Source organism: Bradyrhizobium sp. WSM4874, from assembly GCF_055811835.1.
The window spans coordinates 1-21068 of the sequence record NZ_JBVVPR010000071.1 but is presented as its reverse complement, the minus strand read 5'-3'; the positions used below and the strand labels follow the sequence as shown (position 1 = coordinate 21068).

The following is a 21068-nucleotide window of genomic DNA, read 5'->3' as shown; positions in this document are numbered from 1 at the left end:
CCCCCCCCCCCCCCCCCCCCCCCCCCCCCCCCCCCCCCCCCCCCCCCCCCCACCCCCCCCCCCCCCCCCCCCCCCCCAGGGATAAAGATCAAACCGACCACGGCTCCGCTTCGGCCGCGCTCTTCGCCTTGGCGGAGACCGGGCTTTCGCCGATCACATCCGCCAATGCGCGCAACGCTTCCTGCACGCCGTCGCCGGTGGCGGCGGAGAGCAGCAGCGGCGTCTTCTTGGCGGCGCGCTTCAGCCGCTCCTTCTGCTTCTTCAACTCGTCCGGCTCGACCGCGTCGATCTTGTTCAGCGCGACGATCTCGATCTTGTCGGTGAGCTGCCCGGCATAGGCGTCCAGCTCGGTTCGCACCGTCTTGTAGGCCTTGCCGGCGTGCTCGCAGGTCGCATCGATGAGATGCAGCAGCACGCGGCAGCGCTCGACATGGGCAAGGAAGCGGTCGCCGAGACCGACGCCTTCATGCGCGCCTTCGATCAGGCCGGGGATGTCGGCCAGCACGAATTCGCGGCCGTCGGCATTCACGACGCCGAGCTGCGGATGCAGCGTGGTGAAGGGATAGTCGGCGATCTTCGGCTTGGCCGCGCTGACCTTGGCGAGGAAGGTCGACTTGCCGGCATTGGGCAGGCCGACGAGGCCGGCATCCGCGATCAGCTTCAGCCGCAGCCAGATCCAGCGCTCCTCGCCGGGCTGGCCGGGATTGGCATTGCGCGGCGCGCGGTTGGTCGAGGTCTTGAAATGGGCGTTGCCGAAGCCGCCATTGCCGCCTTCGGCCAGCACGAACTTTTCGCCGACCGTGGTGAAATCGTGGATCATGGTCTCGCGATCTTCATCGAAGATCTGCGTGCCGATCGGGACCTTCAGCACGATCGACTTGCCGTTGGCGCCATGGCGGTCCGAGCCCGAGCCGTTCTCGCCCTTCTGGGCCTTGAAGTGCTGCTGGTAGCGATAGTCGATCAGCGTGTTCAGCCCGTCGGCGACCTCGATGATGACATTGCCGCCGCGGCCGCCATTGCCGCCGGAGGGGCCGCCGAATTCAATGAATTTTTCGCGGCGGAACGCCACGCAGCCGTTTCCGCCGTCGCCGGAGCGGATATAGACCTTTGCTTCGTCAAGGAATTTCATGGGCCATAGGTAGGCCAGCCGGTCCCGCGCGGCAACCCGGATAGACCCGCAAATCGGCCGAATTTCCGCGATTTTGGGGCGTGCTTAACCCCGGCACGACGTTAGTTGGGCCGGCGCCGGATCAGGAATTTCTGCGTGCCCTCCAGCACCAGCTCCTTGCGCTGGTTGAACACGGTGCTTTTGAGCGTCACCGCGCCGGTCGAGCGTCCCGGCACCAGCTCGATGACCTCGAGCGCGGGATAGATTGTGTCATCGGCGAACACCGGCTTGAGGAACCGGCTGGATTGCTCGAGGAAGCCGACCAGGGAGTCCTCGATCATGAACGGAAACAGGCCCGCGCCGGGTGCGGTGTGGATCAGCGTCTGGAATCCGTGGGCGAGCAGATGCGGCATGCCGCGGCTGCGGCAATACTCCACATCGTAATGCACCGGATGAGTATCGCCGCTCGCGGTCTGGAACGCCGCGAACACGGCCGTGGTCTGAGTCCGGCTCGGCAGCACGAAACGTTCGCCGACCACGAAATCCTCAAACCAGCGTTGCGCGGGGATCATGCGATGCCGGGCCGGGTCGAAGTCGGTCATGGCGAGGCTCTTTCCTGGCTCTTTCGTTCGGGTGACGCCTATCGCTACCGCGACGCGAAGACTGCGGCAATCCGTTCAATTCGGCTGGCGCGGGCTTGTCGCGGGCGCTCACGTCATTAAAACGACCCCAAGCGACTCCGGTCGCCATCCCGACGCTCTCTCCGCTCGTCATTGCGAGCGAAGCGAAGCGATCCAGACTGTCTCCATGGAAACAGTCTGGATTGCTTCGTAAGAGCTCCTCGCAATGACGCGTTTCCACGAACGACAGCAATGCCTCTCTTCAAGAATCTCTCGGCCTATGACGAACGCTCGGCGCGGCTGGCCGGGATTGCGCTCATGGTGCTGTCGATCTTCATGTTCTCGTTCGGCGATGCCATGGGCAAGTTCCTGGTCGGGACTTATTCGGTGGGGCAGCTGCTGTTCCTGCGCGCCTGCGCGGCGCTGCTGCTGCTGTCGCCGCTGGTCTGGCGGCAGCGTCACCAGTTCCTGCATCTGGAGCGGCCGGGCCTCCAGCTCTTTCGCGTCGTGTTGTCGACGCTGGAAGTGGCGGCCTTCTTCCTTGCGACGGTCTACCTGCCGCTCGCCGACGTCATCACCTATTATCTCGCCGGCCCCATCTTCGTCACCGCGATGTCGGCGGTCTTCCTGGGCGAGAAAGTCGGCTGGCGGCGCTGGACGGCGATCCTGATCGGCTTCTGCGGCGTCCTGATCGCGCTGCGGCCGTCGGCACAGACCGTGAGCCTGCCGGCGCTGATCGCACTCGGCGGCAGTCTTTCTTTCGCAACGCTGATGCTGATCACGCGCAGCCTGCGCAAGACGCCGGATATTGTGATGGCGTCGTCGCAATTCGTCGGCACGTTTGTGCTGGGCGCGGTGCTGTCGGCGTTCCACTGGGTGCCGCCGACATCAGGCAGCCTCGTGATCTTCGCGCTGGCGGGATGCGTCTCGGTCACGGCGCTGTTCTGCGTCAACCGCTCGCTCAAGCTGGCACCGGCCAGCGTCGTCGTGCCCTATCAATATTCGATGATCGTCTGGGCGGTGATCTTCGGCTTCGTCGTGTTCGGCGACGTGCCCGAAATCGCCACCATCGTCGGCGCCGCCATCATCATCGGCGCCGGGTTCTATATTTACCTGCGTGAGCGCGATCTCGGGCGCGGGGACGTGGATGTGAATCCGCCGGCGTGAACACAGTCACGGTGTCGTCCCGGCGGAGGCCGGGACCCATACCCACAGGGTGCAGTTTGGCGAAGGCTCGGAGTGGGAGCCTTCGCAAAATTCGGTTTCGGGGTTATGGGTCCCGGCCTTCGCCGGGACGACGGCGGAGAGTGTGGCGCCGCCTCCGCCCTACCTCACCCGCCTCGCACTGCTCCAGCTCTTCAGCGACGCCCACACGCCGCGTGACAGGCGGAAGCAGTCGACGGGCGTGGACGAGCCCAGTGCCAGGAAACGATGCAGCTGGACGCCGCTCCACTGGAAGCCGCACTTCTCCAGCACGTTGCGCGAGGCCGGGTTGGTGACGCGCGCACCTGCATAGAGATGATCGTCCTCGAACTCCTCGAAGAAGAAGTCGATCGCGCCGCGCGCGGCCTCGGTGGCAAAGCCCCGGCCCCAATGCTCGACGCCGAGCCAATAGCCGAGCTCGGCATTGTCGGGCGTCGAGCAGTCGATGCCGACCATGCCGATGGGCCCGCTGTCATGCTCGATCAGGAACACCGTCTCGCCGCCGGGCGCGGCGGTGGCGCGGATGAAGGCGACGGCGTCGTCCTGCGAATAGGGATGCGGGAGGCGCCTTGTGTTTTCGGCGACACGACGGTCATTGGCGAGGAGGGCGATGGTCCTGACGTCGGCGAGGGTCGGCCGCCGCAAGGTCAGCCGCTCGGTGGCGACGACGCTGGGTCTCGCCTCCCGCAAGGTCACGCTCGAGAAATCCTGCAACATGTCCGGCTCCGTCGAAGTCACTAAGTGAAAAGTGAGCACGCAAACGAAAGGGGAGGCCGGTTTCCCGCCTCCCCTGGAGCCTTCGATCTCTATGATCTCAAGGACTCCGCCGGTTCGGTCTGGGACCCGGCGGACTCCAAATTTGATCCACCGTCTATTCAGCCGCCTCTGCGAGCGGGAGCACCGAGATGAAGGTGCGGCCGTTGGCTTTGGCCTGGAACGTTACGCGGCCTTCGACCTTGGCGAACAAGGTGTGGTCCGTGCCCATGCCGACATTAAGGCCGGGATGCCAGGTGGTGCCGCGCTGACGCGCAATGATGTTGCCGGGAATCACAACTTCCCCGCCGAACGCCTTGATCCCGAGGCGCTTGCCCTTGGAATCGCGACCGTTACGCGATGAACCGCCTGCTTTTTTGTGAGCCATGGCTCGTCTCCGAAATCCTGAGTATTTCTAGATCAATTCCTTGACGGAATCATTTCACAATTTCTCACGCATCAATTCGTGATGATGCGTGATCAAATTATGCGGCGGCCTCTTCGGTCGTGGTCTCTGGCTTGACGACCTTCTCCCGCTTCGGACGCGGCCCCTTGGTGGGCTTGGCGCCGTCCGTCAGGATCTCCGAGATGCGCAGCACGGTGATCTCGTCGCGATAGCCGCGCTTGCGGCGCGAGTTCTTGCGGCGGCGCTTCTTGAAAGCGATGACCTTGGGACCGCGCTTGTGGTCGAGCACCTCGACCGCAACGGACGCGCCTGCGACCGTGGGCAGACCCAGGATCGGCGTGTCGCCGCCGACCAGGAGAACTTCATTGAGCTGCACGATCGAGCCGACTTCGCCTTCGATCTTGCCTACTTCCAGGACATCATCCGGAACGACGCGGTACTGCCGGCCGCCGGTTTTGATGACTGCGAACATCGTTGTTTTCCTTCGTGTTCATTCCCGGCCTCGCGACATATCGTCGGGGCCGGCTTTTTGTCAGTCGTTATGGGTTTATGCGAGTTTTGTGCGGGCGGGAGTTATCCCTTTGAAAACCCACGCAAAAACAAGCGGCGCGAGAAACGCCCCGCGCCGGTTGCGGGATTTATAGCCGCTGACAGCACGGAGTCAAGGAAAGCCGGCGAAAACGGCCCGGATTTGAAGCATTTGGACCCGATCCGGCCCCGCGGGCGAATTTCGGACCGCGCCGCAACCAACAGGTTCCCCCGCCGTTGTCCCCGCGAATTCGGTCACACGGGCAAGGGGCATACCATGGCAACAGACGAGCTGGTCAAGACGACGACGGGCATCGCCCATCACGGCGCCGAGCGGTTGCCGTCGGTGGATATCGACAGCTTCAACATCGAGATGAAGGACGAGGACGGCTTCATCGGCGACCGCGCCAGCAAGGGCGCGTTCCGGGAGATTCTCGAGCGCTGGCGCAAGCCGCTGCGCAAGTCCGGCGAGGACCCGTTCGGCAAGGAGCCGTCGGACGAGATCAGCAAGAAGACCCTGGACGCCATCCTGGTCGGCGACGACACCGAGGCCTGGGCAGTGGTGCACAGCGCCATCGAGGACTTCGCCCAGGAACTCGCTTACGTCACCCGCCGCTTCCTCAAGTCCAAGGCCTGGGCCAAGACCGAGCGCATCGTGGTCGGCGGCGGTTTTCGCGATTCAAGGCTCGGCGAGCTCGCGATCGCGCGCACCGAGATCATCCTCATGGCCGAGGGTTTCAAGATGGACATGGTGCCGATCCGCCATCACCCCGATGAAGCCGGCCTGATCGGCGCGCTGCATCTGGCGCCGTCCTGGATCTTCGAGGCCCATGACAGCATCCTCGCCGTCGATATCGGCGGCACCAACATCCGCTGCGGCCTGGTGGAGACCAGCTGGAAGAAGGCAAAAGACCTGTCGAAAGCCAAGGTCGTGAAGTCCGAGCTGTGGCGTCATGCCGACGACGAGCCGACGCGCGAAGGCGCGGTGAAGCGGCTCACCAAGATGCTGAAGGGGCTGATCACCGAGGCCGAGAAAGAAGGCTTCAAGCTGGCGCCGTTCATCGGCATCGCCTGTCCCGGCGTGATCAACGCGGACGGCTCGATCGAGAAGGGCGCGCAGAACCTGCCGGGCAATTGGGAGAGCAGCAAGTTCAACCTGCCGGCGAGCCTGCTCGAGGGCATTCCCCAGATCGGCGAGCACGACACCGCGATCCTGATGCACAATGACGGCGTGGTTCAGGGCCTCTCCGAGGTGCCGTTCATGCAGGACGTCGACCGTTGGGGCGTGCTCACCATCGGCACCGGGCTCGGCAATGCCCGCTTCACCAACCGCCGCAAGGACAACGGCAAGGAGAAAGACGGGGATTCCACGGGCAACGGGAAGAAAAAAGCCAAGAGCGACTGAAGCGTTTTCGAGCGAAGTGGACACCGGTTCGCGTGAAGAAAACGCGTCAAAAAAGGAATCTGGAGCCCCGTTCCGATCCCATCGGAACGGAAACGGCTCCAGAGTAACCTTGACTGGTTAGGTTAAGGACCGGATTGCGTTGCGGTGCACGGGCCGCACGCTACGGTCGGAACCGTCGCCTCACCTGGCCGGCGAAGCCGCCCTTCCCAGCCAGTATTTCAATGAGCGGCACGGGACCGCCAGTGTTTACCGCGTCTGGCGGTCCCACCCCGCCTTTTCAGGCACCAGTGATTCGAGCCTCGATGCTACCGGCTCGACCTCGCGCCGGGTCATCGGCGAACGGTCCAGACCAAATTCCGCGCAAACCGCCGCCGAAATCCGCGATCGTCCCCATCACCACCGCGACATCATGGGGCCCAGCCGCAAAACCGGCCCGATTTTCGTCTTCCGCGCCTTGTCTGGCCCGCCATCCTCGCCTATTAACGCCCGAACCACAGGGGCCCTGCTCCTTACTTGGCGCCTTCAGGAGAGGTGGCAGAGTGGTCGAATGCACCGCACTCGAAATGCGGCATAGGTGCAAGCCTATCGGGGGTTCGAATCCCTCCCTCTCCGCCAACGTCATCCGCCACAATAAAACGGCTTCCAGAAAGCTCGGCAGATCAGTCTGATCTTGCCGGCTCTCGCTCCGCCAGCGCCGTCCGCGCCGTCGCCACAAACGCCTGCGCGGCTGGCGACAACGTCCGCCCCTGGCGCTGCAGCAGCGACACCGGGCGGGTGATGGCAGGACGTATCAGCGGCTTTGCGATCAGAGTCGGAAATTGATCCGCCGGCAACATCGTCGCAGGAAGGATCGCGAGGCCGAGACCCTGCGCCGTCATGGCGAGTGCGGTGTTGATCAGCGTCACTTCATAGGTTGGGTTGATGTGCTTGCCCTGGGTGCCCAGCGCCTGATCGATCTGCATGCGAATCCGCGTCTCGCCCCGCATCGCGATCGTGGGCATCTGAGCCAACTCGTCCCATGTCAGCGAGCGGCGTGCCGCGAAGTCGGCGGTGCGCCGGCCGATGGCGCTCAGGCGGCCGCGGGTCAGCGTCTCGACCGTCAGCTCCGCGAATTCTCCCTCGACGCTGCCGATCGCGAACTCCGCATCCGTCGCGATCAGACGCGGAACGAGATCGTCGGCGGCGACATCGCGCATGTCGATTTCGATATCGGGATAGCCTGCCCGGAATTTTGCGAGCACCGAGGGCAGCAGCGCCGATGCGGTACCGGCTGAGGCGAGAAACGCGACCCGGCCGGCGCGCGCCTGCGCCAGGTCGCGCATGCGCCGCGACAGGCCCAGCGCATCGCCCAGCATGCGTTCGGCGGCATGAACTGCCTCGTCAGCGGCCAGCGTCGGCTGCACCGAACGAGTGGAGCGATCGAACAGTTTGACGCCAAGCTGCGCTTCGAGCTGCTGGATCAACAGGCTCGCCGCCGATTGCGTGATCCCCAGCTCGCGCGCGGCCCGCGTGATGCTGCGCGTGCGGTACACGCCGGTGAAGGCCTGCAATTGCCGCAAGGTGACGTTCATAGGTAAAGCTCATGAATTGATGAGTTCTTTCCGGCTTATCACATAAGCGAGCATGCAATAAAATGCATGTCGTGGACGGTGAGGCCACGATCGCCAAGGGATCGGAAACGAACATGAGGACACAGGTGCTGGTGGTGGGCGCCGGGCCCGTCGGATTGACCGCGGCGATGGATCTGGCTTCCCGTGGGATCGACGTCGTGGTCGCGGAGATCCGCCATGCCGGCGATCCGCCCAGCGTCAAATGCAATCACGTCTCGGCGCGTTCGATGGAGATCTTCCGCCGGCTCGGCGTCGCCGCAAAGCTGCGCGACGCAGGCCTGCCCGCAGATTTCCCGAACGACTGCTCCTACCGGACCACGGCGACCGGCATCGAGCTGTGTCGCATCGACATTCCCTCGCGCGCACGCCGCTACAGCGCCACTGGTGGCCCCGATACCTGGTGGCCGACGCCGGAGCCGCCCCACCGGATCAACCAAGTCTATCTCGAGCCGATCCTGTTCAGCCATGCCGCCGCTCAGTCGCGCATCACCATTCTGGCGCGCACGGAAATCACGGACATCGAGCAGAATGACGACCATGTGGTTGCACTGGCGCGCGACCTCGACAGCGGAAGCTCGCTCCGCATCGAGGCTGCCTTTGTGATCGGTTGCGATGGCAGCCGTTCCTTGGTTCGCAAATCGATCGGTGCCAACCTGTCCGGCACGCCGGTGATCCAGCGCGTGCAATCGACCTTCATCGAAGCGCCGCAGCTCAAGGAGCTGATGGGCGCGCACAAGCCGGCCTGGATGGTGCTCTCGCTCAACCCGCGACGCTCAGGCACGACGGTGGCGATCGACGGTCGTGACCGCTGGCTGATCCACAATCACCTGAAGCCAGACGAGCCCGAATTTGATTCGGTCGATCGGGACTGGGCGATCCGCGCCATTCTCGGCGTCGACGAGCGTTTCGAATACCGCGTCCTCAGCAGGGAGGACTGGGTCGGCCGCCGGCTTGTCGCCGATCGCTTCCGCGACCGCAGGGTCTTCATCTGCGGCGACGCCGCGCATCTGTGGATGCCGTATGCGGGCTACGGCATGAATGCGGGCATTGCGGACGCCATCGACCTGTGCTGGCAGGTGGCGGCGCATCTGAACGGGTGGGCGCCGGCTTCGATCCTCGATGCCTACGAGGCGGAGCGTCAGCCCATCACCGAACAGGTGTCGCGCTTTGCCATGGACCATGCGATGAAGATGATGGCGCAGCGTGGCGGAGTCTCCGCGGAGATCGAGCACGACACGCCGCGCGGCCACGCGGCGCGCGCAGCGCTGGCGAGGGCGGCCTACGATCTCAACGTTCAGCAATATTGCTGTGCCGGATTGAACTTCGGCTACTATTACGATGCCTCGCCGATCATCGTCTATGACGGCGAGACGCCGCCGGCCTACGCGATGGGCAGCTTCACGCCCTCCACCGTGCCCGGCGCTCGCGCGCCGCACCTGTTTCTGCGGGACGGGCGATCGCTCTACGATGCCTTCGGCGCCGGCTACACTTTGCTGCGGTTCGATCCGGCGATCGATGTGGCGCCATTGAAGTCTGCCGCAGAGCAGCGCGGCATTCCGCTCGCGCTGCTCGACATCGCGCCGGACGAAGCGAACGGCGCGTATGCCGAGAAGCTTGTGCTGGCGCGGCCCGATCAGCACATCGCCTGGCGCGGGCAGGCCGCGCCGGCGGACCCACAAGGCTTGCTGACGCGCATTACTGGCGCTTCGGCGTAAGGCGATTTGAAGCGGACGGTCTCGCGGCGAAGTCCGTCAGGACGTGGTTTACAAAGTCGTAGTTCACAAAGGCGTGGTTCACAAACAAGAACGCACCGGGGAGGGAAACGTGTTTCACGTTGTAAGCCGCCGCATTTTGGCCGTGCTGACGGCCGCGAGTTTCGCCGTGTTGCCGCTGGAGGCGGGCCGAGCGGCCTATCCCGAGCAATTGATCAAGATCATCGTGACCTTTCCGCCCGGCGGCAGCGCCGATACCGTCATCCGCGCGCTCGAACCGCTGGTCATTGCCGAGCTCAAACAGGGTCTCGTGATCGAGAACCGCGCGGGTGCTGGAGGCAACATCGGCATGGCCGCGGTCGCGCAGGCCAAGCCTGATGGCTATACGCTCGGCGTCGCGCCGGCAGGCAGCCTGACGGTGAATCCGCATCTCAATTCGTCGATGCCGTTCGATCCGAAGGATCTTGCGCCGATCACCCTGCTCGCGGAAATTCCCTTCGTGCTGGTTGCGTCAGCGAACGTGCCGGCGCATACGGTCGCGGAAACGATCGCGCTCGCCAAGGCTAAGCCGGGCGCGTTGTCGATCGGACATGGCGGCAATTCGACAGCCATGCACTTGACCGCAGCACTGTTCACGCAGAAGACCGCGATCGCCATGGAGCTGGTCCCCTATCGCGGGACCGCGCCGGCGACGGTCGACGTTCTCGCAGGCCATGTCCCCTTCGCGGTACTGGATATCCCCGCATCGAGGCAACTGATCCTCGAAGGCAAGCTCAACGCCATCGGTGTGTCGTCTGCGCAGCGTCTGTCGTCCTTGCCCGATGTGCCGACACTAGCCGAGAGCGGGATTGCGGGTTTCGAATCCGTTGGCTGGTTCGGGCTGGTTGCTCCGGCCGACACGCCAGCCGATATCGTCGGCCGGTTGAACGAAGCCTTCGGAAAAGCCCTGAAGGACCCGTCGGTGGTCGAGAAGATCCGGACGCTTGGCGCAGAGCCTGCACCGACCTCGCCCGAGCAGTTCAGCCGCTTCATCCAAAGCGAAAGCTCGAAATGGGGCAAGCTGATCAGTGAAGCGGGCATCAAGGCGAATTAAGTATCGTCTGCGTAGCCCCGTTGCTCGTCGACGGTCATCCCCGGCTCGCCCTCAGCACCCGCCGCATCACGATCGCGGTCTAGGCAGGCGATTCCGCCCCCGCGTAAGTCATTGATTTTGCAGCCCCCGGCTACTGTGCATGGGGTTGTTTTCGCGCTTTTTGTTGTTGGGCCTTGGAAGGCTTGCAGGTATTCGTCACGCCACCCCGGCTGGCCTCGCCAGTTCGGATCACCACCCACAAGGCAAACGGGCATGCAATCTTCCGCCACCGGCTGGGGCAACGGGCTTCTTGGCGTCATCATCTTCAGCGGCTCGCTGCCGGCGACGCGCGTGGCGGTCGGCGGGTTCTCCGCGCTGTTCCTGACCTCGGTGCGCGCGGTCATCGCGGCACTGATCGGTGTGGCCGTGCTCGGCCTGCTCCGTCAGGCGCGGCCGGCGCGCGGGGATCTCGTCTCGCTCGCCATCGTCGCCATCGGCGTCGTGGTCGGCTTTCCCTTATTGACGGCGCTTGCGCTCCAGCACATTACCTCGGCGCATTCGATCGTCTTCATCGGGCTGTTGCCGCTGTCGACCGCGATCTTTGGCGTGCTGCGCGGCGGCGAGCGGCCGCAGCCGATGTTCTGGCTGTTCGCTGTTCTCGGCAGCGCCACTGTCGCGGGCTTTGCGCTGTCCAACGACGGCACCGCATCGCTCACCGGCGATCTCCTGATGGTCGCGGCGATCGTGCTGTGCGGGCTCGGCTATGCCGAAGGCGCCGCGCTGTCGCGCCGGCTCGGCGGCTGGCAGGTGATCTCCTGGGCGCTGCTGCTGTCGCTGCCGCTGATGCTGCCGGTCGCGATTCTAACCTGGCCGCCGACATGGAGCGGCATCAGCGTGCCCGCCTGGATCGGGCTCGCCTACGTCTCGGTCTTCAGCATGTTCGTCGGTTTCATCTTCTGGTATCGCGGGCTCGCGATCGGCGGCATCGCCCGTGTCGGCCAGTTGCAGCAGCTCCAGCCGTTCTTCGGTCTCGCGCTTGCAGGCCTGCTTCTGCACGAACCGGTGGCCTGGACCATGATCGTGGCGACCGCGCTGGTGGTCGCCTGCGTGTTCTTCGCGCAGCGGTTTGCCTGAGGCCGAATTGATGCGGCCTTAGTTCTTGCCCGGCTGCGGATTTTCAATCCCCGGCAGCTGGGCGATCCGCCCGGCGAGAAAATCGATCAGCAGCCGTACCCGCGCGATGCCGGATCGCTCCGGGACAATCAGCATGTTGAGCGGAACGGAAGGCGGCGCGTAGTCTTGAAGCACGTGCTCAAGTTGGCCTGAGGCAAGCAGGTCGTCGACGAGCCAAAGATGGGCCGGCGCAATGCCACGACCGGCCGCGAGCGCCTCGCGTGCGGCAAGCCCGTGATCCACCCGCAGCCGCCCTGCGAACGGGACCACATGGCGGCCGCCGCGCCGCCCGTGCAGCACGAGCACGTCGCTGCCGGCGATGTTCGACATCCTGACACCTTCGTGGCCGGCGAGATCTTGCGGGCGCGTCGGCCTGCCGCGCGAAGCCAGATAGTCCGGTGCGGCCACAAGCACCCGCCGCGACTGACCAAGCAGCCTGAGCTTCATCGAGCTGTCGGGGAGCGGCCCCAGGCGCAGCGCGATATCGACACCTTCCCGCACCAGGTCGATCCGCTCGTCGGTCAGGCTGAGATCAACCGCCACGTCAGGATAGCGGTCCTGGAACGCGAACACGAAACGACTGACATGGAGCACACCGAAGGCCGCGGTGCAGGAGACGCGCACCGTTCCGGCCGGCGCGCCGCGCGTGCTGCGCGCCTCGTCGACCGCCAGTTCGACCAGGCGCAGGATCTGCACGCAGTCGGCGTAGTAGCGGCGCCCCTCCTCCGTCATCGTCACGCTGCGCGTGGTCCGCGTGAGCAGCGGCACGCCGACGGCCTGCTCCAGTTCCCGAAGATGCCGCGTCACTGTCGACTGGCCGAGACCAAGCTCGCGCGCGACCGCGGACAGGCTGCCGCGCTCGGCGACCCGCACGAAGCTGCGCATGCGTTCGAGCGTAACGTCCGATCTATCCATATTTCGGCATGATCCTATCCATCGGCGACAACTACCGAATTGCAGCCGTGCACGCTACCTGGTGGCTCGAAATCATCAACCAAGGAGCTGATCATGAAAGTGTTGATCGTCTTCGCTCATCCCGAGCCGCGCTCCCTCAATGGCTCGCTCCGCGACGTCGCTGTCAGCGAACTCGAGGCCCAGGGCCATGACGTGCGGATGTCAGACCTTTACGCCCAGGGCTGGACATCCGAAATCGGTCGCGCCGACTTTCCGCTGCTGCCGCCGGACGCGCGGCTGGCGCCGGCCGCCGCCTCCAAGCAGGCGTTCGAGTCGGGCACGCTCACTGCGGACGTCAACGCCGAGATCGAGAAGCTGCTGTGGGCGGACGTCCTGATCCTGCAATTCCCGCTGTGGTGGTTCAGCATGCCGGCCATCCTCAAGGGCTGGGTCGACCGCGTGTTCGCCTACGGTTTCGCCTATGGCGTCGGCGAGCACAGCGACAAGCGGTGGGGCGACCGTTACGGCGAAGGCAGGCTAGCGGGCAAACGCGCGATGCTGATCGTGACCGCCGGCGGCTGGCAGGAGCATTATTCGGCGCGCGGGATCAACGGGCCGATCGACGACCTGCTGTTCCCCATCAATCACGGCATCCTCTATTATCCGGGATATGACGTGCTTCCGCCGTTCGTTGTCTACAAGGCCGACAAACTGGACGAAGCCGGTTTCCAGGCGACTGCCGAACGCTTGCGCGAGAGGATGAGAACGCTTGCGACGACATCGCCGATTCCTTATCGGCGCCAGAATGGCGGCGATTACCTGATTCCGAGCATGCAGCTCCGCGCGGGACTCGAGCATTCCGGCGCGAGCGGCTTCGCGCTTCACGTCGAGCAGGCCGAGGCACACAGCCCCAATGGTGAGCCGAGCTCCATGCGCTCGGCGACGGAGGATTGCGCGGCAACGGCGTAATCCGCCGCCCGCGCATGACATCACCCCATCACCGTCCGCGTCAGCGTGCTCCGCGCAAATTTCTTCAGCGGCATCGGCTTGCCGAACAGAAAACCCTGCACCAGGTCGAAGCCGAGTTCGTTGGCGGCGACGAGGTCGGCGCGGCTCTCGACGCCCTCGGCGACGGCGCGCACGCCATAGCCATGTGAGAGCTCGACGATGTGGCGGCACACCGTGCGCTTGAGGCGATCAGTGCCGCTGCCGGTGACGAAGTGCCGGTCGGCCTTCAGCTTGATGAAGGGAATTTTTCCGAGGTCCATCAGCGACGGCCAGTTGGCGCCGAGATTGTCGATCGACAGGCCGATATTGTGCAGACGCAGTTCGCGGGCGACCTCGACCAGGAGATCGAGGTCGCGGATCGCCTCCTCGCTGTCGATCTCGATCGTCAGCCCGCCGAACGCCGGATGCGTCGGCATGCGGCGGCAGAGATCGCGCACGGCCTGCGGCTCCTTCAGATAGGACGACGGCAGGTTGATCGCGAGATCGACCGGGCTCTGCTGCTCCAGCAGATAGTGCCAGTCCTGCATGGCGCGCTCGATCACGAATTCGGAGAGGTCGCGCAGATTCGGGTCGTGCTCTTCGGGGATGAAATAGGCCGGCGGCACCACGCCCCAGGTCGGATGCCGCATCCGCACCAGCGCCTCGGCGCTACTGCGGATCAGCGTGCGCGCGTCGATCTTGGGCTGGTACCACAGCTCGAGCCAGCCGGCATGCAAGGCCTCGCCGACATGCACGGCTGGGCTCGGCGCCGGCTCCTCGGGCAACAGCATCGCGACGCGCTCGCGCAGCGTCTCCGCGGCAAACGGCGTGGTCAGCGGCGGCAGCATCTTGAGGCCGTATTCCTCGCCGACCTGCTGCACGGCCCTGACGATGATCGACTCGCGGGCGCCGACAGTCAGAACCCTGCCGTCGAAGGCCTCGCGCACCAGCGTCTCGAGAAATTTGCCGGGCTCGATGCCATCGGCGGCGATGCCGAGCAGGATCAGGTCGGGCAATTCGCTCGTCAGCACGCTCTGCAGCTCCTCGGCGCTGGCGCATTCGGTGGTGACGAAGCCGAGATCCTCCAGCACCTCTGCGAGAAACGCGCGCAGATGGCGCTTGCCGTCGGCCACGCATGCGCGCGGCTTCACCTTTCGCCGTCCGAAGGTCTTCGGCCTTCGTTCGGCGAGTTCTACAATTTCGTCGTTCATCGCAAGCACTCCCGTTCCGTGCCGGTGTGTTAGCGACGTGAGCAGTTTCAAATATGGAAGGCTTCAGTCGATTGTCGAATTATCTGGGTAACGTTAAAGCACCCATCATGTCTAAAATTGTCCCGGTCTCGTTCGAGATGTTTTTACGTCTGTTCGCGCATCGGGCGATGGGTTGCGGCAATCACTGGAGATTTCGCGACCTGCAGTGCGGCTGCAAGCACGCGCACTGTCCTGCAATTGGACCACGCCTCGCGTGCCTCGCCAAATTCAATAACGGAGCGCCTCAATTGCCCGCGGTGCGCGCATTTTTCCCGGTTCGCTCGTGACGGTTCTGCGACAATGCGTCGGTGCGCGCTGGCGCCCGTGTGAAGCACATCACAAGCGAATTGCTGCACTTGCGCTATTGCTTCGGGCAAGCCGGTGGTGGGCTGTCGAGGATCGCAGCAATGACGTCGCGGCGAATAATGTATTGGTGGTTCAGGTTCGTGCTGTCAGGGCGATTTCTCGATCGCTTCCTGTGCCTGCCGCGCGCGCATTAGCGCGGGATCAGGTTTGGCCGATCAGCTTGCGCAACGCGGCCGCGCCGTCCTCGATCACATCGCGTCCCTTCCAGGCCAGATAGGACAGCTTTCCACCGAGCGTGTCGTGGCTGCGCAGCCGGCGCGAGCCGAGAATGTGGCCGACATTGGAGGGAAAGCGGCTCACCTCGGCGGACACCAGCGCCGCGATCGCGTCCATCAGTTGCTGCAGCCGAATGCCCCACTCACACTGCTCGATGCCGTCGATCCGCACCTTGAGCGCATATTCGGTGTCGTAGATCTCGGTGAGCAGGTCGCGCGCAATCAGCACCCGGTTGTGCCGGAGCGCGATGCGCAAGGCGAGGCGCCTGTCGTCGAGTTGGTCGAGCACCATGTGAACGACGCAGGCATAGGGCGTGGCGGCGACATCTGCGGCGCTCTTGCTCGCGGCGGCCTTGGTGGCAAGGCGCACCAATTGCCAGAACGTCTTCAGCCGCCTCGCCACCAGCGTCAGCGCAAACGGCAGCGCCTCGGGATGAGCCTTCTTGAAGGCGTCCAATCGTGCGGTGATCTGATCAACCTGGCCGTCGTCGAATTTCGCGATCTTCTCGGGCAGCTTTTCATTGAACTTCGGCAGCGCGGCGCCGGCGCGCAGCACATGTTGCATCTTCTTCACGTCGTCGAAAGCGGTGCGCGATGCCGTGTATTGCGCGAGCTTGCCGCGCGCGAACTCGGTGCTCTCTGCCGATGCGAGGGTGCTCTCGAGAACCTTGACGACCTTGGTCTGGAAGGTCGATGCGATCTTCAGCACTTCCTTCTGGTTGTTGGCGGCGACCTGGTCGTTGATCGCCTTGATGTAGTCGCGCGCCATGGTCGGCAGCAGGTCGCGGCAGATCCACTCCCAGATCGGGGTGAGGGTGTTGCGCGAGATCCGCCCCATATTGGCATGCTCGGGCGCGCCGTCGATCAGAAGCAGCTCGAGCGGCGCAAAGAAATGGCGCGAGGGACTGGTGGCGCGCGCCTGGCTCGATCCGTCCTTGCGAAATTCGGCCCGCAGCCGCGATTGGAGCTCGGATGAGCCCGGCATGTCGATGCCGCACAGCTCCAGCCGTTCGAGCTCGCTGAGCAGGCAGCTGCGCGACAGCGGCGTCAGCTTCTGCAAGAAGTCCGATAGCTGGTCGATCTCGTTCATGGCACGCAATCTTCCGCAACGATTCCAGCAGGCCTATCGGCCGCATGCATGGAGGCATTTGCGCGCTCTCAATTGCGACATAGAGAAGCAAGCCGCCGTTAATATATCCGTAAAATCCGGGGCGGCGGGTCATCGGCGCGGATCGGGTCGTTACGAAGGCTTCGGCTGACCCGCCTACCATTTGAGCAGGTTCAGCAACCTAAGAATGCTGAGGGAGGTTGGCCCTCTAGCACAAAGTGTGCCTGTGCCGGAGTTTCAGCACAAAGCTGCCAAATTCACCGTAGTCTTACGGAGCAAAAAGTTAACCACAGACCCCGTTGGGTTCCGCTAAACGAGTGACATGGGGTCACAGAATGATACGGCCACTGATTCGCGGCCGTCGGAATGGTACGAAAGCAACGCCGCTCCAATTGAAGAGCTCGATGTCGTCCGCTTGAACGCCGCCCGCGCCAGGGCGGCCGACGAAATGGCCGCCGCCATCGCCCGCGAGCTCAACGGTCCCCTCACGGCGCTCCTGCTCTACATGGGCGAGATCAAGCATCACAGCGATCAGCTCGCGCCGGTGACGGGCGACCGTGCCTATTTGCAGCGGGTCGTGGAGAATGCGCTGGTGCAGACCGAGCGGGTTTGTGGCCTCGTCAAACAGCTTGCCGGTTCTCACACGGGTGGCCTGCCGATCGCGTCCAGGGTCGAGGACGCCGAATTGAAGCTCGCGCGTGCGCCACAGCCGCAGCGCGTGCCGAGCGCCGAAGTGCTCGGCCTGTCAGGCCAGAAGCGGCTGACCAAGCGCGAGCGCGAGGTGCTGAGGCTGATCAGCGAGGGTTATTCGAACAAGCAGGGGGCGCTTCGGATGCAGATCAGCCCGCGCACCTTCGAGAGCCATCGCGCCGAGGCAATGCGGAAGCTCGGTGCGCGCAACACTGCGGACCTCGTCCGTGCGGCGCTGCTGCACTTGATCGACTGAAGGTTCTTGCGTCGGGCCGCCCGCCAGCTCGATCGCGCTCAGAAATAATCTTCGGCGAAGGGACGCGCGCGCGACGAGGGCCGCAGCGGCTTGAGCTCTTCCTTCGGCGCGTTGGGAATGATCGTGATGGTCCAGCGGGGCGGCATGCTCGATTCCTGCTCCAGCACCGAACGCACGAAGCCCGTCACCGTCTCCTCGCCAGCGGCCACCGTCGCCATCCGGCCGTTGAACTGTGCGATGCGGAAGCGGCGAACTTCTTTCTGGTCCGCGGTCTCGTAGGTGAACATGGAAACCCTCCTGGTTTCCGGCGACTATCGCTGCCTATGATTAGCCATCTGTGAAAATCCCAAGCCGTAGAAGTACGGCGGGGATGCACGCGTGAGTGGCTAGAGCATTTTCGCCTGAAGTGGATACCGGTTCGCGTGAAGAAAACGCGTCAAATAGGAATCTAGCCCGCCGGCTCCTGCGCACGCGCGGCGGCGTAGGCCGCGTCCATCAAATCCAGGAGGTCGCGAAAGCCGGCGTCGCCGAGCCTCGCCGCGGTCGTCTCCAGCCGCAGCGCCAGCATCGCGAGCCTGACATAGCCGAACGTTCCGGCCGCGCTCTTCAGCGAATGCGCTTCGCGCGCGATCCTGCCAGGGTGCTGCGCGAGCGAGAGCGTGCGGAACGATTGCAGGCGTGCGCAGGTCTCGCTCCAGAACACGTCGCGCACTTCGCAAGCACCGTCCTCGCCGATCTCCCGCACCAGCGCCTGGTACGCGCCCGGCTCGCGCGCGGGCTCGGCATCAAGCGCTGTCTGCGCAGGCGCGACGGTGACTTCGAACATGGTTTGGCCTGCCTTGATCACGGATCGTTGGCCGCCGGCCCATACAGGCGCGGGCGGCACGTCCGTGTCTACGGCATCTGGATTTCAGTTCCGGTAGCAGGACATTCCGTGTTTGCGGGCCGGAATTAGCGGCCGGTTTACCACGCCGCAGCACCAGTCAGCGCGGGCCGAGCAGCCGGTCATACTGCGCCTTCACGGTGGCGTAGCATTCGCACGCCGTCTGGCGCAGGCCGTCCAGGTTGAGGATCTGGATGTGCCCGCGGCTGTAGTTGATGAAATTCGCCTGCTGCAAGGTATTGGCGACCAGCGACACGCTGTTCCGCCGAGCGCCGATCATCTGCGCCATCGCTTCCTGGGTCAGCAGCAGCCGGTAGTCGCCGGAGAGGTCATGGGTGTGCAGCAGGCAGCGCGACAGCCGCGACTCCACCGGATGGGCGGCGTTGCAGCCCGCGGTCTGCTGCACCTGCGCGTAGACCGCCAGTCCGTGACGCGTGAGCAGCGTCCGCAGGGTACCGCTCTGGTCGGCCGCGATGCGCAGCCGGTCGAGGTCCATCATCGAGGCGGAGCCGGGAACCAGCACGATGGCCGTGTTCAGCGCGCAGGCATCGCCCATGGTCGAGAGCGTTCCGAGCAGGCTGTCGCGGCCGATCATGGCGACTTGCACGTGCTCGCCCCTGGCGAGTTCCACCACCAGCGAGATGACGCCGCGATGGGGAAAGTAGGCGCGCTTGAGCGTTTCGCCGGTCTCGACCAGCACCGCGTCATGCGGCAGATCGCACGTACGCAGGTGCGGGCGGATCAACTCATAATCGTCTGCCGACAGCGCGGACAGGAAACCGTTGGAGGAACGCACGATCGTTTCCAAAGTCGCCTCCCGTCTCCCGGACCAGCGGGCCGCAGCACCCGAAACTGCTTGCCGTCCGGGTAAGTTCCATCATGTTCCCCTCGGGATATATTGGCAATTGAGACAAGTTGTCCGATCGCAGTCAGCGCCGCGGCACGTCGCTTCGCCAAGACAGATTCCCTGACCATTTCCAAGGTACCGAGCTGGTGTCCCAGCAGATCCAGATCGGTCGACTGGCATCGGCTCAGAGGGCGGTCGCGGTCATGGTTGATCCGCTGGGTTCCGAAGTGATCCGCGCCGCGTCCGATCGGTCATCCGGTTGTGCGGCAGCAAACTTCATTATAAAGGTTGTGTCGCCCGGCGTATACCCGTTGGGGCGCAGACAAGCTCGGCCATTTGCGGCGGAAATGAGAATGGCACGCTGATTGGCTCATGAGCCGGCGCGCCAGCCCTGCGAGCTTGTGCAGGTAAAAGCGGCAAGCGGGCCTTCATGACCGGAAGCACTGCATTCGCGCCGCGTCAGTCGCCTTCCCTGCTCCGCCAAGGACGTTCTCAATAGTCCACTTCTCGAGCAAAGGAGCATGGCGTGCGCCACGGTTCAATTATTGAATCGCCGATTCTGGAAGCTCAAGCTGGGACAGAAGGTCTGCGCCATATCCTCGTCGTCGACGACGACCCGATGGTCTGCATGGCCATCGAGATCTATCTCCAGCGCAACATTTTCGGGTGACGATCGCCGAAGGAGGGGAAGCCGGACTTCGCGCGCTCGAACACCAACAGTTCGACCTGATGATCATCGATATCTTCATGCCGCACATGCGCGGGTTCGAATCGGTCCGGATCTTCCACGAGCGGGCCCCGGCCGTTCCGCTGATCGCGATGTCCGGCTACGCGTTCGCAAATCTGAATTCGCCAGCTCCCGATTTCCTCCGGATGGCGCTGGAGCTCGGTGCGGCGCGCTGTCTGCGCAAGCCGTTCACGCCGCACGCGCTGCTCGCCGCGATCAACGATTGCCTCGCGGAGCACAGTTCCCACCGCGACCTTGCCTCGGCCGCGCGCCTGGGTTAGCGTCGGCACCGGCCGCAGTGGACGCGGGTAACCGTTCGTTTACCGCGAATGCGGGTCTTGCGTATCTCGGCAAAGCACCAAGCGAAAGTGGCGAGACCGCTCCGGATTGCAGGCGGCTCCATACAATTCCGCGAAGACCGCGCATATCGTCCTTTACAAGCAGGGCTTTCCCGCGCGCCTGGTCCCGCTGTTATCGGCACGTTCACCTAACGCGTCTCGCCGTTGCGGCGTGGTGCTGGTTTTGCCGAAAAACGCTGTCGCATGCGGTCGAACGGCAAACTTGTCTTCAATATCCGTATTAGCACGGAGGATGAAATTAACGGGACCGTGAAAGGGGATGTCTAACGATCCAAAGCGGGGACTTCCGTTCATGCCAAGCGCGGCTCGGGCGTCGAGGTTCAGATCCAGGTCAGTAAGGCGTAGCTCATGGATGATCTGTTGCGGGAGTTTTTGACGGAAACCAGCGAGAGCCTGGACACCGTGGACAATCAGCTGGTGAAGTTCGAGCAGGAGCCGAACAACGCCAAGATCCTGGATAACATCTTCCGTCTGGTCCACACCATCAAGGGCACGTGCGGCTTCCTCGGATTGCCGCGACTTGAAGCGCTGGCGCATGCCGGCGAGACGCTGATGGGCAAATTCCGTGACGGCATGCCGGTGACCGGGCAGGCGGTGACGGTGATCCTGTCCTCGATCGACCGCATCAAGGAAATTCTGGCCGGGCTGGAGGCGACCGAAGCCGAGCCCGAGGGCACCGACCGCGATCTCATCGACAAGCTGGAAGCGATGGTCGAGCAGGGCATGGCCGCAATGGCCGCAGGTGCGGCCGCTGCTCCCGTGGCTGAAGCGCCGCCGCTGGTGCCGGACGCGCCTGTCGCCGTTGAAGCCGCGCCGACCCCCGGCGTGCTGGCCGACCAGAGCCTGGAGCGTCCGCTGCGTCCGGGCGAAGTCTCGCTCGACGAGCTCGAGCGCGC

The 21068-nt window shown here is 64.3% G+C and carries 20 protein-coding genes, 1 tRNA gene and 1 pseudogene; 10 read left to right on the top strand and 12 right to left on the bottom strand.

From position 1 onward, the window contains the following. Positions 1 to 88: 88 nt before the first annotated feature. Both obgE and AC0L3P_RS37325 read right to left on the bottom strand, forming a co-directional pair. Positions 89 to 1129 (bottom strand): GTPase ObgE, encoded by a 1041-nt coding sequence (gene obgE, locus AC0L3P_RS37330; RefSeq protein WP_354201498.1) that lies wholly within the window; start codon positions 1127 to 1129, stop codon positions 89 to 91. 101 nt (positions 1130 to 1230) lie between these two features. Next, positions 1231 to 1710: a MaoC family dehydratase gene (locus AC0L3P_RS37325; RefSeq protein ID WP_473309081.1), complete on the bottom strand. Its 480-nt coding sequence runs from the start codon at positions 1708 to 1710 to the stop codon at positions 1231 to 1233. 270 nt (positions 1711 to 1980) lie between these two features. Between AC0L3P_RS37325 and AC0L3P_RS37320 the strand changes: the two genes are divergently transcribed. Continuing rightward, on the top strand, positions 1981 to 2895 hold the full coding sequence (locus AC0L3P_RS37320; RefSeq protein ID WP_473309080.1) for a DMT family transporter: 915 nt from the start codon (positions 1981 to 1983) through the stop codon (positions 2893 to 2895). Positions 2896 to 3054: 159 nt separating this feature from the next. Here AC0L3P_RS37320 and AC0L3P_RS37315 read toward each other — a convergent pair whose 3' ends face one another. The 3 genes from AC0L3P_RS37315 to rplU all read right to left on the bottom strand — a co-directional run bounded on the left by AC0L3P_RS37315 (position 3055) and on the right by rplU (position 4562). Further along, the gene (locus AC0L3P_RS37315; protein WP_473309079.1) at positions 3055 to 3648 is read right to left on the bottom strand and encodes a GNAT family N-acetyltransferase; all 594 of its coding nucleotides are present in this window, start codon (positions 3646 to 3648) and stop codon (positions 3055 to 3057) included. A gap of 154 nt (positions 3649 to 3802) precedes the next feature. Further along, positions 3803 to 4072: a 50S ribosomal protein L27 gene (gene rpmA, locus AC0L3P_RS37310; protein WP_007598923.1), complete on the bottom strand. Its 270-nt coding sequence runs from the start codon at positions 4070 to 4072 to the stop codon at positions 3803 to 3805. 97 nt (positions 4073 to 4169) lie between these two features. Continuing rightward, entirely contained in the window at positions 4170 to 4562 is a 393-nt protein-coding gene (rplU, locus tag AC0L3P_RS37305; protein WP_027566432.1) for a 50S ribosomal protein L21, read from the bottom strand. A 333-nt stretch (positions 4563 to 4895) separates the two neighbouring features. On the opposite strand from rplU, the gene AC0L3P_RS37300 reads away from it, so the two are divergent. Then, positions 4896 to 6023 carry an ROK family protein gene (locus AC0L3P_RS37300; RefSeq protein WP_473309078.1) on the top strand — a complete coding sequence of 376 codons (1128 nt, stop codon included), beginning with the start codon at positions 4896 to 4898 and terminating at the stop codon, positions 6021 to 6023. Positions 6024 to 6548: 525 nt separating this feature from the next. Next, positions 6549 to 6638: transfer RNA gene (locus AC0L3P_RS37295), tRNA-Ser, on the top strand. A gap of 44 nt (positions 6639 to 6682) precedes the next feature. Here AC0L3P_RS37295 and AC0L3P_RS37290 read toward each other — a convergent pair. Next, positions 6683 to 7594, bottom strand: coding sequence for a LysR family transcriptional regulator (locus AC0L3P_RS37290; protein WP_473309077.1), 912 nt, complete (start codon positions 7592 to 7594; stop codon positions 6683 to 6685). 113 nt (positions 7595 to 7707) lie between these two features. Between AC0L3P_RS37290 and AC0L3P_RS37285 the strand changes: the two genes are divergently transcribed. From AC0L3P_RS37285 to AC0L3P_RS37275, 3 genes are all read left to right on the top strand, one after another. Further along, positions 7708 to 9348 (top strand): FAD-dependent oxidoreductase, encoded by a 1641-nt coding sequence (locus AC0L3P_RS37285; protein ID WP_473309076.1) that lies wholly within the window; start codon positions 7708 to 7710, stop codon positions 9346 to 9348. A gap of 109 nt (positions 9349 to 9457) precedes the next feature. Beyond that, positions 9458 to 10438, top strand: coding sequence for a Bug family tripartite tricarboxylate transporter substrate binding protein (locus AC0L3P_RS37280; RefSeq protein ID WP_473309075.1), 981 nt, complete (start codon positions 9458 to 9460; stop codon positions 10436 to 10438). A 252-nt stretch (positions 10439 to 10690) separates the two neighbouring features. Then, positions 10691 to 11551 carry a DMT family transporter gene (locus tag AC0L3P_RS37275; RefSeq protein WP_473309074.1) on the top strand — a complete coding sequence of 287 codons (861 nt, stop codon included), beginning with the start codon at positions 10691 to 10693 and terminating at the stop codon, positions 11549 to 11551. 18 nt (positions 11552 to 11569) lie between these two features. Here AC0L3P_RS37275 and AC0L3P_RS37270 read toward each other — a convergent pair whose 3' ends face one another. Next, the gene (locus AC0L3P_RS37270; protein ID WP_473309073.1) at positions 11570 to 12505 is read right to left on the bottom strand and encodes a LysR family transcriptional regulator; all 936 of its coding nucleotides are present in this window, start codon (positions 12503 to 12505) and stop codon (positions 11570 to 11572) included. Between the two features lie 93 nt (positions 12506 to 12598). On the opposite strand from AC0L3P_RS37270, the gene AC0L3P_RS37265 reads away from it, so the two are divergent. Beyond that, positions 12599 to 13453, top strand: coding sequence for an NAD(P)H-dependent oxidoreductase (locus AC0L3P_RS37265; RefSeq protein ID WP_473309072.1), 855 nt, complete (start codon positions 12599 to 12601; stop codon positions 13451 to 13453). A 20-nt stretch (positions 13454 to 13473) separates the two neighbouring features. Here AC0L3P_RS37265 and AC0L3P_RS37260 read toward each other — a convergent pair whose 3' ends face one another. Then, positions 13474 to 14682, bottom strand: a complete 1209-nt coding sequence (locus AC0L3P_RS37260; protein ID WP_275174493.1) for an EAL domain-containing response regulator — start codon at positions 14680 to 14682, stop codon at positions 13474 to 13476. A 546-nt stretch (positions 14683 to 15228) separates the two neighbouring features. After that, positions 15229 to 16392: a hypothetical protein gene (locus AC0L3P_RS37255; protein WP_473309071.1), complete on the bottom strand. Its 1164-nt coding sequence runs from the start codon at positions 16390 to 16392 to the stop codon at positions 15229 to 15231. 340 nt (positions 16393 to 16732) lie between these two features. Between AC0L3P_RS37255 and AC0L3P_RS37250 the strand changes: the two genes are divergently transcribed. Next, positions 16733 to 17356 carry a helix-turn-helix transcriptional regulator gene (locus tag AC0L3P_RS37250; protein ID WP_473309070.1) on the top strand — a complete coding sequence of 208 codons (624 nt, stop codon included), beginning with the start codon at positions 16733 to 16735 and terminating at the stop codon, positions 17354 to 17356. A 38-nt stretch (positions 17357 to 17394) separates the two neighbouring features. Here the strand turns inward: AC0L3P_RS37250 and AC0L3P_RS37245 are convergent, their stop codons facing one another. The 3 genes from AC0L3P_RS37245 to AC0L3P_RS37235 all read right to left on the bottom strand — a co-directional run bounded on the left by AC0L3P_RS37245 (position 17395) and on the right by AC0L3P_RS37235 (position 19038). Beyond that, positions 17395 to 17643 carry a hypothetical protein gene (locus AC0L3P_RS37245; protein WP_275174496.1) on the bottom strand — a complete coding sequence of 83 codons (249 nt, stop codon included), beginning with the start codon at positions 17641 to 17643 and terminating at the stop codon, positions 17395 to 17397. Positions 17644 to 17804: 161 nt separating this feature from the next. Next, a complete protein-coding gene (locus AC0L3P_RS37240) occupies positions 17805 to 18182 on the bottom strand; it encodes an Hpt domain-containing protein (RefSeq protein ID WP_473309069.1) in 378 nt (125 codons plus the stop codon). 157 nt (positions 18183 to 18339) lie between these two features. Further along, positions 18340 to 19038 (bottom strand): Crp/Fnr family transcriptional regulator, encoded by a 699-nt coding sequence (locus tag AC0L3P_RS37235; protein WP_275174499.1) that lies wholly within the window; start codon positions 19036 to 19038, stop codon positions 18340 to 18342. A gap of 574 nt (positions 19039 to 19612) precedes the next feature. Here AC0L3P_RS37235 and AC0L3P_RS37230 point away from each other — a divergent pair. Together AC0L3P_RS37230 and AC0L3P_RS37225 are read left to right on the top strand one after the other, a co-directional pair. After that, positions 19613 to 20094 (top strand): annotated as a pseudogene (locus AC0L3P_RS37230) (response regulator). A gap of 426 nt (positions 20095 to 20520) precedes the next feature. Next, on the top strand, positions 20521 to 21068 hold a 548-nt coding region (locus tag AC0L3P_RS37225), incomplete at its 3' end, for an Hpt domain-containing protein (RefSeq protein WP_473309068.1).

What these genes read in the sequence shown, in the direction of transcription:
- AC0L3P_RS37320 (WP_473309080.1), top strand. Translation starts at nt 1,981, where the DNA reads ATGCCTCTCTTCAAGAATCTCTCGGCCTATGACGAACGCTCGGCGCGG.
- rpmA (WP_007598923.1), bottom strand. Translation starts at nt 4,072, where the DNA reads ATGGCTCACAAAAAAGCAGGCGGTTCATCGCGTAACGGTCGCGATTCC.
- AC0L3P_RS37285 (WP_473309076.1), top strand. Translation starts at nt 7,708, where the DNA reads ATGAGGACACAGGTGCTGGTGGTGGGCGCCGGGCCCGTCGGATTGACC.
- AC0L3P_RS37315 (WP_473309079.1), bottom strand. Translation starts at nt 3,648, where the DNA reads ATGTTGCAGGATTTCTCGAGCGTGACCTTGCGGGAGGCGAGACCCAGC.
- AC0L3P_RS37240 (WP_473309069.1), bottom strand. Translation starts at nt 18,182, where the DNA reads ATGTTCGAAGTCACCGTCGCGCCTGCGCAGACAGCGCTTGATGCCGAG.
- AC0L3P_RS37290 (WP_473309077.1), bottom strand. Translation starts at nt 7,594, where the DNA reads ATGAACGTCACCTTGCGGCAATTGCAGGCCTTCACCGGCGTGTACCGC.
- AC0L3P_RS37260 (WP_275174493.1), bottom strand. Translation starts at nt 14,682, where the DNA reads ATGAACGACGAAATTGTAGAACTCGCCGAACGAAGGCCGAAGACCTTC.
- AC0L3P_RS37270 (WP_473309073.1), bottom strand. Translation starts at nt 12,505, where the DNA reads ATGGATAGATCGGACGTTACGCTCGAACGCATGCGCAGCTTCGTGCGG.
- AC0L3P_RS37250 (WP_473309070.1), top strand. Translation starts at nt 16,733, where the DNA reads ATGGGGTCACAGAATGATACGGCCACTGATTCGCGGCCGTCGGAATGG.
- AC0L3P_RS37325 (WP_473309081.1), bottom strand. Translation starts at nt 1,710, where the DNA reads ATGACCGACTTCGACCCGGCCCGGCATCGCATGATCCCCGCGCAACGC.
- AC0L3P_RS37245 (WP_275174496.1), bottom strand. Translation starts at nt 17,643, where the DNA reads ATGTTCACCTACGAGACCGCGGACCAGAAAGAAGTTCGCCGCTTCCGC.
- AC0L3P_RS37275 (WP_473309074.1), top strand. Translation starts at nt 10,691, where the DNA reads ATGCAATCTTCCGCCACCGGCTGGGGCAACGGGCTTCTTGGCGTCATC.
- AC0L3P_RS37265 (WP_473309072.1), top strand. Translation starts at nt 12,599, where the DNA reads ATGAAAGTGTTGATCGTCTTCGCTCATCCCGAGCCGCGCTCCCTCAAT.
- AC0L3P_RS37300 (WP_473309078.1), top strand. Translation starts at nt 4,896, where the DNA reads ATGGCAACAGACGAGCTGGTCAAGACGACGACGGGCATCGCCCATCAC.
- rplU (WP_027566432.1), bottom strand. Translation starts at nt 4,562, where the DNA reads ATGTTCGCAGTCATCAAAACCGGCGGCCGGCAGTACCGCGTCGTTCCG.
- obgE (WP_354201498.1), bottom strand. Translation starts at nt 1,129, where the DNA reads ATGAAATTCCTTGACGAAGCAAAGGTCTATATCCGCTCCGGCGACGGC.
- AC0L3P_RS37255 (WP_473309071.1), bottom strand. Translation starts at nt 16,392, where the DNA reads ATGAACGAGATCGACCAGCTATCGGACTTCTTGCAGAAGCTGACGCCG.